Origin of the sequence: Streptomyces sp. NPDC051740 (assembly GCF_044453165.1) — a bacterium.
Classification (GTDB): Bacteria; Actinomycetota; Actinomycetes; order Streptomycetales; family Streptomycetaceae; genus Streptomyces; species Streptomyces atrovirens.
The window spans coordinates 427,810-439,910 of record NZ_JBITCL010000003.1; the positions used below are offsets into that span (position 1 = coordinate 427,810).

The 12,101-nt window shown below is 73.8% G+C and carries 13 protein-coding genes; 5 read left to right on the forward strand and 8 right to left on the reverse strand.

Features of this window, described 5'->3' with window-relative positions; translation table 11 throughout:
* Window positions 1–116: 116 nt before the first annotated feature.
* The gene (locus ACIA6T_RS07690; RefSeq protein ID WP_399445630.1) at window positions 117–680 is read left to right on the forward strand and encodes an NAD(P)H-dependent oxidoreductase; all 564 of its coding nucleotides are present in this window, start codon (window positions 117–119) and stop codon (window positions 678–680) included.
* 136 nt (window positions 681–816) lie between these two features.
* On the opposite strand, the gene ACIA6T_RS07695 is transcribed toward ACIA6T_RS07690, so the two are convergent.
* Genes ACIA6T_RS07695 through ACIA6T_RS07710 form a run of 4 tightly spaced genes read right to left on the reverse strand, consistent with a single transcriptional unit; the run spans window position 817 to window position 5,621 of the window.
* Window positions 817–1,953, reverse strand: coding sequence for an XdhC family protein (locus ACIA6T_RS07695; protein ID WP_399445631.1), 1,137 nt, complete (start codon window positions 1,951–1,953; stop codon window positions 817–819).
* Window positions 1,946–4,078 carry a xanthine dehydrogenase family protein molybdopterin-binding subunit gene (locus ACIA6T_RS07700; protein WP_399445632.1) on the reverse strand — a complete coding sequence of 711 codons (2,133 nt, stop codon included), beginning with the start codon at window positions 4,076–4,078 and terminating at the stop codon, window positions 1,946–1,948. The genes ACIA6T_RS07695 and ACIA6T_RS07700 overlap by 8 nt, the downstream gene beginning before the upstream one ends.
* A complete protein-coding gene (locus tag ACIA6T_RS07705; RefSeq protein ID WP_399445633.1) occupies window positions 4,075–5,067 on the reverse strand; it encodes an FAD binding domain-containing protein in 993 nt (330 codons plus the stop codon). Before ACIA6T_RS07705 ends, ACIA6T_RS07700 begins: the two co-directional genes overlap by 4 nt.
* On the reverse strand, window positions 5,064–5,621 hold the full coding sequence (locus ACIA6T_RS07710) for a 2Fe-2S iron-sulfur cluster-binding protein (RefSeq protein ID WP_399445634.1): 558 nt from the start codon (window positions 5,619–5,621) through the stop codon (window positions 5,064–5,066). Before ACIA6T_RS07710 ends, ACIA6T_RS07705 begins: the two co-directional genes overlap by 4 nt.
* Window positions 5,622–5,893: 272 nt before the next feature.
* Here ACIA6T_RS07710 and ACIA6T_RS07715 point away from each other — a divergent pair, with 272 nt between their 5' ends.
* Window positions 5,894–6,508, forward strand: coding sequence for a TetR/AcrR family transcriptional regulator (locus ACIA6T_RS07715; protein ID WP_399445635.1), 615 nt, complete (start codon window positions 5,894–5,896; stop codon window positions 6,506–6,508).
* 187 nt (window positions 6,509–6,695) lie between these two features.
* Here ACIA6T_RS07715 and ACIA6T_RS07720 read toward each other — a convergent pair whose 3' ends face one another.
* Window positions 6,696–7,601 carry a LysR family transcriptional regulator gene (locus ACIA6T_RS07720; RefSeq protein ID WP_385049342.1) on the reverse strand — a complete coding sequence of 302 codons (906 nt, stop codon included), beginning with the start codon at window positions 7,599–7,601 and terminating at the stop codon, window positions 6,696–6,698.
* 125 nt (window positions 7,602–7,726) lie between these two features.
* On the opposite strand from ACIA6T_RS07720, the gene ACIA6T_RS07725 reads away from it, so the two are divergent.
* Together ACIA6T_RS07725 and ACIA6T_RS07730 are read left to right on the forward strand one after the other, a co-directional pair.
* Window positions 7,727–7,963, forward strand: coding sequence for a hypothetical protein (locus ACIA6T_RS07725; RefSeq protein ID WP_399445636.1), 237 nt, complete (start codon window positions 7,727–7,729; stop codon window positions 7,961–7,963).
* 81 nt (window positions 7,964–8,044) lie between these two features.
* Window positions 8,045–9,229, forward strand: a complete 1,185-nt coding sequence (locus ACIA6T_RS07730; protein ID WP_399445637.1) for a CaiB/BaiF CoA transferase family protein — start codon at window positions 8,045–8,047, stop codon at window positions 9,227–9,229.
* A 468-nt stretch (window positions 9,230–9,697) separates the two neighbouring features.
* Here ACIA6T_RS07730 and ACIA6T_RS07735 read toward each other — a convergent pair whose 3' ends face one another.
* Entirely contained in the window at window positions 9,698–10,348 is a 651-nt protein-coding gene (locus tag ACIA6T_RS07735) for a phosphoribosyltransferase (RefSeq protein ID WP_399445638.1), read from the reverse strand.
* Between the two features lie 130 nt (window positions 10,349–10,478).
* Here ACIA6T_RS07735 and ACIA6T_RS07740 point away from each other — a divergent pair, with 130 nt between their 5' ends.
* Window positions 10,479–10,934, forward strand: a complete 456-nt coding sequence (locus ACIA6T_RS07740) for an archease (protein ID WP_399445639.1) — start codon at window positions 10,479–10,481, stop codon at window positions 10,932–10,934.
* A gap of 112 nt (window positions 10,935–11,046) precedes the next feature.
* Here ACIA6T_RS07740 and ACIA6T_RS07745 read toward each other — a convergent pair whose 3' ends face one another.
* Window positions 11,047–11,472: a CBS domain-containing protein gene (locus ACIA6T_RS07745; RefSeq protein ID WP_399445640.1), complete on the reverse strand. Its 426-nt coding sequence runs from the start codon at window positions 11,470–11,472 to the stop codon at window positions 11,047–11,049.
* A gap of 153 nt (window positions 11,473–11,625) precedes the next feature.
* Window positions 11,626–12,054, reverse strand: a complete 429-nt coding sequence (locus ACIA6T_RS07750) for a VOC family protein (RefSeq protein WP_399445641.1) — start codon at window positions 12,052–12,054, stop codon at window positions 11,626–11,628.
* Between the last annotated feature and the right edge of the window lie 47 nt (window positions 12,055–12,101).

Consider the following 12,101-nt stretch of genomic DNA (forward strand, 5'->3'; position numbering starts at 1 on the left):
AGCGTAAAGCATCGGGAAGAAACTGGACCGCGGTCCGGTTGAGATGCTACAAACGAGAAGCGGACCCCGGTCCGGATTGTTTCGGCAAGATCTCAGCACCCCCCTGGAGTTTCCCCATGTCTGTTCGCATCCTCGCCCTCGTCGGCAGTCTTCGGGCCGGTTCGCACAACCGTCAGCTCGCCGAGGCCTCGGTCAAGCTCGCTCCCGCGGGTGCCGATGTGGCGCTCTACGAGGGGCTCGCGGAGATCCCCTTCTACAACGAGGACATCGACGTCGAGGGCGCCGTGCCGGCCGCCGCCGCCAAGCTGCGCGAGGCCGCCGCGGGCGCCGACGCGCTGCTGCTGTTCACGCCCGAGTACAACGGCACGATGCCGGCCGTCCTGAAGAACGCCATCGACTGGCTGTCCCGCCCCTACGGCGCCGGTGCCGTCAGCGGCAAGCCGGTCGTCGTGATCGGTACCGCCTTCGGCCAGTACGGCGGTGTGTGGGCGCACGACGAGGCCCGCAAGTCCGTGGGCATCGCGGGCGGCAAGGTGATCGAGGACATCAAGCTCTCCATCCCCGGTTCGGTGACCCGCTTCGCCGAGACCCACCCGGCCGACGACGACGAGGTCGCCGCCCAGCTGACCGAGGTCATCACCCGCCTCCACGGCCTCGCCGGCGAGCCGGCCGCGGCCTGATCTCCTCGCCCGGGGGCTGAGCCCCCGGAATTTCCGCTCCTCGAACGCCGGAGAGGCTGAATTTCAGCCTCTCCGGCGTTCGAGGAGCGGGGTCCGGGTCGGGAAGGGGCTGCGGGGGCGAAAACCCCTCAACGGCTCAGGCCGCCGCCGACGCGGACCGTCCGTCGCGATGGATCGGCGTTCGCGAGCCCGTCAGGGGAGCCCCCGTACCGCCCCGACGATCCGCGACGATCTCCGCCGCGATGGACAGAGCCGTCTCCTCCGGAGTACGCGCACCGAGATCGAGGCCGATCGGAGAGCGGAGACGGGCCAGCTCCCGCTCCCCCACCCCCGCCTCCCGCAGCCGCCGCTCCCGGTCGGTGTGGGTACGCCGGGAACCCATGGCGCCGACGAACGCCACCGGCAGCCCCAGGGCCACCTTCAGCAGCGGTACGTCGAACTTCGCGTCGTGGGTGAGAACGCACAGCACCGTGCGCGCGTCGGTCTCCGTGCCCCGCAGATAGCGGTGCGGCCAGTCGACCACGATCTCGTCGGCCTCCGGGAAGCGGGCCCCGGTCGCGAACACGGGCCGCGCGTCGCACACCGTGACGTGGTAGCCGAGGAACTTGCCCACCCGCACCAGCGCCGCCGCGAAGTCGATCGCCCCGAAGACGATCATGCGGGGCGGCGGCACCGAGGACTCCACGAACAGGGTCAGCCCGCCGGGGCAGTACGACCCGTCCTCCCGGACGCGGACCGTACCGGTGCGGCCGGCCTCCAGCAGGGCCCCGGCCTCCCCCGCCGCCGTCCGGTCCAGCCCGGGAACCCCGCCGAGGCCACCCTCGTACGACCCGTCCGGATGGACGAACAGGGCCCCGCCGAGGAGTTCCGCCGGGCCCTCGACGACCCGGGCGAGCGCCCCCGGCCCGCCCCGCAGGACGGTTGACAGCGCCGCCCGCAGCACCTGCCGGGCGGGGGCGTGCGCGCCGACCGGGGTCACCATGATGTCGATGACCCCGCCGCAGGTCAGGCCGACGGCGAAGGCGTCCTCGTCGCTGTAGCCGAACCGTTCGACACGGGTCTCGCCGTCCGCGAGCGCCCGGGCGCACAGGTCGTACACCGCACCCTCCACGCACCCGCCGGACACCGAGCCGATCGCCGTGCCCCCGCGGTCGACGGCGAGGGCCGCGCCGGGGCCGCGCGGCGCGCTGCCGCCCACGGACACCACCGTGGCCACGGCGAACTCCCGGCCCTCGGTCAGCCAGCGGTGCAGCTCGCCGGCGATGTCAAACACCCGTTCCTCCCGCCCGCAGTACCCGGTCCGGACGGATGGGCAGGTTCCGGTGCCGTACGCCGGTCGCGTGCCACACCGCGTTGGCGACGGCCGCCGCCGCGCCCACGATGCCGACCTCGCCGATGCCCTTGATGCCGACGGGGTCGTCGGGGTCCGGGTCGTCGACCCAGTCCGCCTCGACCTTCGGCACGTCGGCGTGGGTGGCGACGTGGTAGCCGGCCAGGTCGGCGCCGTAGAGGCGGCCAAAGGCGCGGTCGCGGACCGCCTCCTCGTGCAGGGCCATCGAGATGCCCCAGGTCATGCCGCCCACGAGCTGACCGCGCGCGGTGAGCGGGTTGACGATCCGGCCCGCGGCGAAGATGCCGAGCATCCGCCGCACCCGCACCTCGCCGGTGGTGACGTCCACGGCCACCTCGGCGAACTGTGCCCCGAAGGAGTGTCGTTCCTTCTGGGCGAGGGCGGCGAGGGCGGCGGTGGTGTCGGACCGTACGGTGATGCCCTCCGGCGGCACGACGCCTCCCGGAACGAGCTTCTCCCGCAGTTCCCCGGCGGCGGCCGTGATCGCCCAGGCCCAGGAGCGGGTGCCCATGGAGCCGCCCGCGATCCCCGCCGGCCCGAAGTCGCTGTCGCCGATGCGCACCCGGACCCGGTCGGGGGCCACGTGGAGCGCGTCGGCGGCGACCAGGGTGAGCGCCGTACGCGCCCCGGTGCCGATGTCGGCCGCGGCGATCCGCACGGTGTAGGTGCCGTCCGCCTCCGCGGTCACCGCGGCCGTCGACGGGAGGGCGCCCGAGGGGAAGGAGGCCGCGGCCGTGCCCGTGCCGAGCAGCCAGCGCCCTTCGCGGCGCGTCCCCGGGCGCGGATCACGGTCGGCCCAGCCGAAACGGCGGGCGCCCTCGCGGAAGCAGGCGGCGAGGTTGCGGCCGGCGAACGGCAGCCCGGAGACCGGGCCGCGCTCGGGGTCGTTGCGCAGCCGCAGCTCGACCGGGTCGATGCCGCACCGCTCGGCCAGTTCGTCGAGCGCCGCCTCCAGGGCGAACGATCCGGGCGCCTCGCCCGGCCCGCGCATCCACGTCGGGGACGGCACGTCCAGCCGTACGACCTCGTTCGAGGTGCGGTGGGCGTCGGCGTCGTACATCACCCGCGCCACACCGGCGCTCGGCTCGACGAACTCCCAGACCGTGGAGGTCTGGTTCAGTGAGCGGTGCTCCAGGGCGCGCAGCCGGCCGTCGGGGTCGGCGCCGAGCCGGACCCGCTGGACGGTGGGGCTGCGGTAGCCGGTGAGCGAGAACATCTGACGCCGCGTCAGGACGACGCGGACCGGCCGCTGCAAGGCGGTCGCGGCCATCACGGCGGACACCTGGTGGGCCCGTACGCCCTTGCTGCCGAAGCCGCCGCCGACGTGCTCGGAGCGCACCCGTACCGCGGACGCGTCCAGTGAGAACATCCGCGTGAGCTCGTCGGCGACCCAGGTGGTGCCCTGATTGGAGTCGACGACCTCGAGCCGGCCGCCGTCCCACAGGGCGGTCGCCGCGTGCGGCTCCATCATGCCGTGGTGCTCCTCGGGCGTGGTGTACTCCACGTCCACCACGTGTGCGGAGGCGGCGAGTTCGGCCTCCAGGTCGCCCTTCTCCGTCACCGCGGGCATGTGTCCGTCCGCCGCGTAGGCGTCCGGGCGGCCGGCGGAGAGCTCGATGTCGTGCGGCTCCCGCTCGTAGGTGACGACGAGCGCCTCGGCGGCCTCCCGGGCCTGCTCCGGCGTCTCGGCGACGACGAGCGCGACGGGCCAGCCGGCGTGCGGGACCCGGTCGTTCTGGAAGACCGCGGCCGTCGGGTCCGGCGGAACGCCCAGCATTCCGATGTAGTCGGTGGCGAGGCGTGGCGCGTTCCCGTGGTGCAGGACGGTCAGCACACCCGGCATGCCGAGCACGGGTCCGGTGTCGACGGACAGGATCCGGCCACGGGCGACGGTGGACAGCACCAGCCAGCCGTGGGCGAGACCGGCGAAGGGGATCTCGCCGGCGTACCGGGCGGCGCCGGTGACCTTGTCGCGGCCCTCGACACGGGTGTGCGCGGTGCCGACGGCACCCGCCGCCGTCGTGGTGCCGGTCGTGGCGGTGGTCATCGGGCGGCCTCCTCGGCGAGTTCGGAGAGCACGGCCACCACGAGGTTGCGCATGAGGGTCACCTTGTATCCGTTGTCGGGCAGCGGCCTGGCGGCCGCGAGTTCGGCGTCCGCCGCCGCCGCGAAGTACTCCGCGGTGGCCGGGGCGCCGTTCAGTACGCGTTCGGCGGCGCGGGCCCGCCAGGGCCGGGACGCCACGGCCCCGAGGGCGAGGCGGGACTCGCGCACGACTCCCCCGCTGACGTCGAGGGCGGCGGCGACCGAGCCGATCGCGAAGGCGTACGAGGCGCGTTCGCGGACCTTGCGGTAACGCGAGCGGGCGGCGACCGGCGCGGGCGGCAGGGTGACGTGGGTGATGAGCGCGCCGGGCGGCAGGGCGGTCTCCCGGTGCGGGGTGTCGCCCACCGGGAGGTAGAAGTCGGCCAGCGGCAACTCCCCCGGCCCGTCGGTGGTTTCGTAGGAGACGACCGCGTCGAAGGCGGTCAGCGCCACGCCCATGTCGGAGGGGTGGATCGCCACGCAGTGGTCGGAGGCGCCCAGAACGGCGTGGTTGTGGTGCTCGCCCTCGACGGCGGGGCAACCGCTGCCGGGCGCACGCTTGTTGCAGGGCATGGTCACATCGGTGAAGTAGCCGCAGCGGGTGCGCTGGAGCAGATTGCCGCCGACGGTGGCCATGTTGCGCAACTGCCCGGAGGCACCGGCGAGTACGGCCTGGGTGAGGGCGGGGTAGTTCCGGCGGACGCCGGGGTGCGCGGCGAGGTCGCTGTTGGTGACGGTGGCGCCGATGCGCAGTCCGCCGCCGTCGGCGGGCTCGATCCGGTCCAGCGGGAGGGCGCGGACGTCGACGAGCCGGGCCGGGCGCTCGACGCCGTTCTTCATCAGGTCGACGAGGTTGGTGCCGCCGCCGAGGTAGCGGGCGTCGGGGTCGGCGTCGAGCAGCGCCACCGCGCCGGAGACGTCGTCGGCGCGCCGGTAGTCGAACTCCCTCATGCCGCGGCCTCCTCGGTCTCGTTCCGGTTCTCCGCGGCGGCGCGGGCGACCGCCTCGACGATCTGTACGTACGCGCTGCAGCGGCACAGGTTGCCGCTCATGCGTTCCCTGATCTCCTCGGGGGTCAGGGGAGGCGGTCCCGCCTCGGGGCGTACGTCCCCGGTGACGGCGCTGGGCCAGCCCGCCGCGTGCTCCTCGATGACGGCGACGGCCGAACAGATCTGGCCGGGGGTGCAGTAGCCGCACTGGAAGCCGTCCAGGTCGAGGAAGGCCTGCTGCACCGGGTGCAGCCGGTCCCCGTCGGCCAGGCCCTCCACGGTGGTGATCTCGCGTCCGTCGGACGCGACGGCCAGTTGTAGGCAGGACACGGTGCGGCGGCCGTCGACCAGGACCGTGCAGGCGCCGCACTGTCCCTGGTCGCAGCCCTTCTTGGTGCCGGTCAGGTCGAGGCGCTCGCGCAGGGCGTCGAGCAGGGTGGTGCGGTGGTCGACGGACAGCGTGTGCTTCTCGCCGTTGATGTTCAGGGTGACGCTGCTGGACGTCGAGGGGGCCATGAGCAGCCTTCTTTCACGGATCTGGAAGGCGGACGAGTCGATGACGTGGGGTGGGCTGTACGGAACGGGGGGCGTTCGGGACCATGTGGGAAAGGGGGGGAAGGGCCGGGAACGCGCCGGTCGTCGAAGGCATGCCACCGGGCGTCCCGCACCGTCCGCGTCCGCCGATACGATGGACCCGAAGCGGACAGCTGTCCGTTACCCCCAAGAACGTAGTGGACAGCTGTCCGGTTAGCAAGGACGGGTTTCGGTCACGGCCGGGAGGAGGACGAGTGGGACACGAGAAGGACGCATCCCCGTGCGCGCGGACACCGCGGAGCACGGCGGCACCCCTGCGCTCGGACGCGCAGCGCAACCGCGAGCGCATCCTGGAGGTGGCCCTCGTCGAACTCACGCGCTCGGCGGACACCCCGTTGAGCGTGATCGCCAAGAAGGCGGGCGTCGGGCAGGGCACGTTCTACCGGAACTTCCCCAGCCGCGAGGCACTCGTCCTGGAGATCTACCGGTACGAGATGCGGCAGGTGGCGGACAGCGCGGCGCAGTTGCTGAGCACGCGGGAGCCCGACTGCGCGCTGCGCGAGTGGATGGACGGGCTGGCCCGCTTCGCCATGGCCAAGGCCGGGCTGGCCGACGCCATCCGGCAGGCCACCAGCGGACCGGGGAGCCCGGCGAAGCCGGGGCACAGCCCGGTCACCGAGGCGGCGGAACTCCTGCTGCGCAGCTGCGAGGAGGCCGGATCCATCCGCCCGGGGGTGACCGCGGACGACCTCGTCCTCGCCATCGGCGGCCTCTGGCAGCTCGACCCCGCCGAGGACTGGCAGCCGCGCGCCACCCGACTGCTGGACCTGGTCATGGACGGGCTGCGGGCGGGGGCTCCGGGACGGTAACCCGCCGGCACGACGCGCCGGCCGGAACGCCGGTCCGCCGGTGGACGGCCCCCTGCCGGCGCCTCCCCGGCGGGCCCCGCACGAACGCCCCCCGGTGGCCCCGCACGGACACCTCTCGGCGGGTCCCGCACGGACACCCCCGGTGGCCCCGCACGAACACCCGCGCGGCATGGACGCCGTCCTGCTCTCAGGCGACCGCCGTAGGGGCCAGCTCGCGCAGTTCCCGCAGGGCGGCGGACACGGCCGGGCGGGCGTGGCCGCCGCCGCGGGTGCAGGTCAGCAGTCTGCGGTGCGGGTTGCCGGTGCAGCGCACACGGGTGATCGGCAGGTCCGGGGCGAGACGGGCGAGGCGCGGGATCAGGGCGACGCCGAGGCCGTGGGCGACGAGATGGGCGATGACGTTCCAGTCACAGGCGTGGTGGACGACGTCCGGGGCGAAACCGGCCGCGCCGCACGCGGCCAGCACATGCGGCCGGCAGGGACTGTCCGGCACCGGCACGATCCACGGCTCGCGCGCCGCCTCGGCGAGGTCGGTCCGCTCGTGTCCGGCCAGCGGATGCCCCGCCGGGACCACCAGGTCGAACGGGTCGTCCAGCAGGGGCTGCTGGTCGAACCGCGTGTCGCTCAGCGGCGGGTTGTACGGGGTGGACTCGACGACGGCCAGATCGGTGGACCCCTCGAAGAGCAGGTCGAAGCTCCGCGTCACCTCCTCCTCCGCGATCCGCACCGACAGCCGCGGATGACGCTTCCCCAGCCGGGCGGCCATCGGCGCCAGCAGCACGGAGATCGCCACCGGGAACCCCGTGACGCGCAGCACCCCGGCCGGGGCGCCGTGGTCGGCGCGCAGGTCCAGCTCGGCCTGGTCCCAGCGGGCCTGGATCGCGTCGGCGTGCGCCAGCAGGCTCTCGGCGGCCGGGGTGAGCCGTACCCCGCGCCCCCGCGGTTCCAGCAGGTCGACGTCCAGGTCGCGGGCGAGCTGACGGATCTGCTGGGAGGCGGCGGACGGGGTGAAGTGCAGGGCACGGGCGGCCGCGGTGACCGTGCCGTAGTGGGCGACCGCTCTGAGGACGTGCAGCCGGCGCAGATCAATCATGAAGTCCACGCTTAACGATGGCGTGCACAAAGTCAACCTGGACGTGTACGGAGGGTACGAAGCACTCTTGCCGTGTCGCGACAATCGACAGTGCACCCATGTGATCGAGGATCCGAGGAGTCACCATGACCAGCACGACCGGCGCCGCGGGCACGACCGGCACGTTCTGCCCGTACTGCGGGTGGCCGGACGACGCCGAGCCGTTCCGGGTGGTCTCCCGGCACGGCACCGCGGCGGGCAGCACGGTGTGGACCCGCTGCGGCTGCGGTTCGCTCCAGGTCCGCGCCGTCGACGACCGCGGCGCCCGCATCGTCTCCCGCAGCAGGCCCGCGGACGCTCCGTGGGGCCGGGCCGACCGGTGAACGGCCGGGGCGGGGCGGCCGTTGACAGCCGCCCCGCCCCGGCCTTACTAATCGAGGCCGGAGCAGGCAGGAGGCGCGGACGTGCACGAACCCCCCTTGTCCGGGGTCACGGTGGTCAGTGTGGAGCAGGCGGTGGCCGCGCCCTACGCGACCCGGCAGCTGGCCGATCTCGGCGCCCGTGTGATCAAGGTGGAGCGGCCGGGCGAGGGGGACTTCGCGCGCCGGTACGACACGACCGTGCACGGCCACTCCAGCTATTTCGTATGGATCAACCGCTCGAAGGAATCCCTCACGCTGGACCTGAAGGACCCGCGCGGCCGGGCGATCCTGCACGGGCTGCTCCGGGACGCCGACGTGTTCGTGCAGAACCTCGCGCCGGGCGCCGCCGGCCGCCTCGGCCTGGGGACCGACGAGCTGACCCGCCGCTACCCCCGGCTGATCCCCTGCACGATCTCCGGGTACGGCACGAGCGGCCCCTGGGCCGACCGCAAGGCGTACGACCTGCTGATGCAGTGCCAGACCGGCCTGGTGTCGCTGACCGGAACACCGGAGGAGACCGCCCGTACCGGGATCTCCGTCGCCGACATCGCCGCCGGGATGTACGCGTACAGCGGTGTGCTCACCGCCCTCTACACCCGCGCGACCACCGGCACGGCGCATCCGGTGGAGGTGTCCCTGTTCGAGGCGCTCGCCGAGTGGATGGGCCAGCCCGCCTACTACACCCGCTACGGCGGCACCCAGCCCCCGCGCCTGGGCACACAGCACGCCACCATCGCCCCGTACGGCACCTACCGGGCCGCCGACGGACGCGAGGTGCTGTTCTCCGTCCAGAACGAGCGCGAGTGGGCGGCCCTGTGCGCGGAGTTCCTCGGCCGGCCGGAGCTGACCGGCGATCCGCGCTTCGCCACCAACTCCGACCGGGTGGCCCACCGCGGGGAACTGAACGCGGTCATCGCCGAGCGCTTCGCCCGCGCGGACGCCGATGAGCTGCTCGAGGACCTGGAGGCGATCGGCATCGCCTGCGCCGGGGTCAACGACGTCGCCGCGTTCCTCGACCACCCGGTCCTCGCCGCCCGCGACCGCCGGCGCGAGGTGGCGGTACCGGGCGGAACCGTGGAGGCGCTGCTGCCGCCCGCCGACCTCGCGGGCCTGCCGGCCCGCATGGACCCGGTACCGGCCGTGGGCGAGCACACGGAGGCGATCCTGACGGAACTGGGCCGCTCCCCCGAGGAGATCGCGGCACTGCGCGCGGACGGGGTCGTCTGAGCCCGGCCGGGACCTGCCCGGTGACCAGGCCGGAGGAGACCGGCGGCGTCTCGCGGCCGAAAGGAGCGGAGCCCGGTGCGCGCGGCCACGAGACGGCGAAGCCCGGGGCGCGCGACCACAAGACGGCGGGGTACGTCGGCACGCGGCCACAAGACGGCGGGGTACGTCGGCGCGCGGCCACAAGACGGCGAAGCCCGAGGCACGCGGCCACAAGACGGCGGGGTACGTCGGCACGCGGCCACAAGACGGCGAAGCCCGAGGCGCGCGACCACAAGACGGCGGGGTACGTCGGCGCGCGGCCACAAGACGGCGAAGCCCGAGGCGCGCGACCACAAGACGGCGGAGTACGTCGGCGCGCCGGGGTTCCTCCCGCGCGAGCGCGGTCGGGCGTGGGAGTCGGCGACCGGCGACGACACCGCGGCCGGGCGTGCCGGATTCCGCACCCCCGTGTGATCCGCCGGACGGGCCCTACCGGGGCTGCCGCTGGTGCAGCGCGTCCAGGACGTCGTCGTCCGTCAACTGGTCGAACTCCTCGTACCACTGGCCCACGGCCATGAACGCGGCCGGCTCGTACAGACACACCACCTCGTCGGCCTCGGAGCGCATCAGCGCGACGCCCTCCGTCGAGCCGACCGGAACGGCCAGCACGAGGTGTCCGGGCTCCTGTGCCCGCAGGGCGCGCAGCGCGGCGCGGGCGGTGGACCCGGTCGCCAGCCCGTCGTCGACGACGATCACGGTCCGTCCGCGCAGTGCGGGAGCCGGGCGGCCCTGGCGGTAGCGCTGTTCGCGGCGGCGCAGCTCGGTGCGCTCGCGCTCGACGACGGGCGCGAGGTCGGCCTCGTCGATGCCCAGCCGCCGCAGGGCGTCCTCGTCGAAAAGCGGCACCCCGTCGCCGGCCATCGCGCCGACGCCGAACTCCTCGTGGAAGGGGGCGCCGATCTTCCGTACGACGAGGACGTCGAGCGGGGCGTCCAGTGCCCCGGCGACCTCCACGGCCACGGCGGCACCGCCGCGGGGGAGGGCCAGCACGACAGGGTCGGGCAGGGCTCCCTGGTCCTGCCTCTCCCGCAGTCGTGCGGCCAGTTCACGGCCGGCCTGGCGGCGATCACGGAACCGCATGACGGATGCCCTCCCTCCGCACCGGAGACGGCACCTGAAGCACCCGGTCCGCACCCGTGTACCCCGCTCTCCGGCACTCGAAGCGCCCGGCGCCCGGCATGGGTGCGCGGTCGTCGGGCAGGCGAGTTCCATGGTCGGTGACACGAGCGACTACGGGCAGGCGCGGCGGCCGGACGAGAGCGGGCACCGGGCGGTGGCGCAGGAGGACGAGTTCCGGATCGAGGCGTGGGCGGCGAGCCGGGAGAACTGTCTGGCGGAGGCGGTGGCGGCGATGGTGGAGTGCTTCGCCGACGTCTCCGGGGTGCGGCCGACGGGTGTGGGCCGCGTCCGGCTGGCCGGGGCCAGTGACGACGATCTGCTGGCAGCGCTGCTGGACGAGATCCTGTACCGGTTGGAGGAGTACGGCCAGGTACCGGTCGACGTGGAGACGGACGAGACCGACGAGGGTCTCGACATACGCCTGGCGGTGGCCGCCCTGACGGACGTACGGGTCACCGGCCGGATGCCGACGGCCGTGGCCTGGGAGGAACTAAGGATCCACCCGGGCCCGTACGGCTGGACGTGCGCGCTCACGGTCGACGGATGACAGCCGGAACAGTCCCTCCGGGGGAGTTCGAGGAGCGGGGGCCCGGGGGCAGAGCCCCCGGGCCGGGACGGGCAGGGGCGGCGGGGGCGGCGGGGGCGAGAAAAACCCGCGCTCAGTGCGTGGGCGCCGCCGCGCTGATGTCCGCCAGGGCGGAGTGCGGATCCTCCGTCGCGGCGAGATCCCCGAGACTCACCATCCCCACCGGACAGCCCCCGCGTTCCACCACCGGAAGCCGCCGGACGGCATACCGCCGCATCAGCTCCACGGCGTGATCGGTGGTGTCCTCGGGATCGAGTGTCACCAGGGGCGGGCGCGTGCACAGGGAACCGACCGCCGTGGCCTCCGGGTCACGCCCCTCGGCGACACCCCTGAGCACGATGTCGCGGTCGGTGAGCACACCGAACAGATCGCAGTCGTACGCGACGAGGACGTCGCCGATGTCCTGCTCGCGCATCAGGCGCGCGGCCCGCGCCACCGTCGTCATGGGCTCGACGGACGCGGTGTCCGCGGACATCACGTCCCGTATCCGCGTGGTCATGGGCACCTCCCGGTACGTGGCCGGCCTGGACTCCCCGTGTCCGTCGCGTAGCCCGCCGCGCGGCACGTAAACCGACCGGGGGGGGGGGGGGGGGGGGGGGCGCCCCCCCCCCCCCCCCCCCCCCCCCCCCCCCCCGACTGCACGGCTACACGGCTACACGGCTCCGGGAACCTCCTCGGTGACACCGTTCAGCGGCGAGGCCGGGTCGGTGCCGTACGGGAGGGTGATGGCTTCGAGGCCGTGGCCCGCCGGGTCCCGGAAGTACACGCCGCGACCGCCGTCGTTGCGGTTGATGCGGCGGGGGTACCTGCCGTGCGGATCGGCCTGGACGGGGATCCCGGCGTCCACGAGCCGGGTGAGGATCGCGTCGAACTCGTCCTCGGAGACGAGGAACGCGTAGTGCTGCGCCGGGACGTCGATGTCGACGGTCGCGAAGTCCAGGGTGACTCCGTTGGCGGTCGTCACCGGCAGGAACATTCCGGCCGGTTCCCCGACCTCCAGGCCCAGGACGTGGGCGAGGAAACGGGCGGACCTCTCCCGGTCACGGGTGAGAACGATGGTGTGGTTGAACTCGACTGACACGAGGGCAATGCCTCCACGGGCATCCGCGGCGCCTCCATGCCTCACCC

Coding starts and splice junctions, on each gene's coding strand:
- ACIA6T_RS07690 (WP_399445630.1), top strand. CDS start 117: ATGTCTGTTCGCATCCTCGCCCTCGTCGGCAGTCTTCGGGCCGGTTCG.
- ACIA6T_RS07700 (WP_399445632.1), bottom strand. CDS start 4,078: ATGACCACCGCCACGACCGGCACCACGACGGCGGCGGGTGCCGTCGGC.
- ACIA6T_RS07705 (WP_399445633.1), bottom strand. CDS start 5,067: ATGAGGGAGTTCGACTACCGGCGCGCCGACGACGTCTCCGGCGCGGTG.
- ACIA6T_RS07710 (WP_399445634.1), bottom strand. CDS start 5,621: ATGGCCCCCTCGACGTCCAGCAGCGTCACCCTGAACATCAACGGCGAG.
- ACIA6T_RS07720 (WP_385049342.1), bottom strand. CDS start 7,601: ATGATTGATCTGCGCCGGCTGCACGTCCTCAGAGCGGTCGCCCACTAC.
- ACIA6T_RS07725 (WP_399445636.1), top strand. CDS start 7,727: ATGACCAGCACGACCGGCGCCGCGGGCACGACCGGCACGTTCTGCCCG.
- ACIA6T_RS07735 (WP_399445638.1), bottom strand. CDS start 10,348: ATGCGGTTCCGTGATCGCCGCCAGGCCGGCCGTGAACTGGCCGCACGA.
- ACIA6T_RS07740 (WP_399445639.1), top strand. CDS start 10,479: ATGGTCGGTGACACGAGCGACTACGGGCAGGCGCGGCGGCCGGACGAG.
- ACIA6T_RS07745 (WP_399445640.1), bottom strand. CDS start 11,472: ATGACCACGCGGATACGGGACGTGATGTCCGCGGACACCGCGTCCGTC.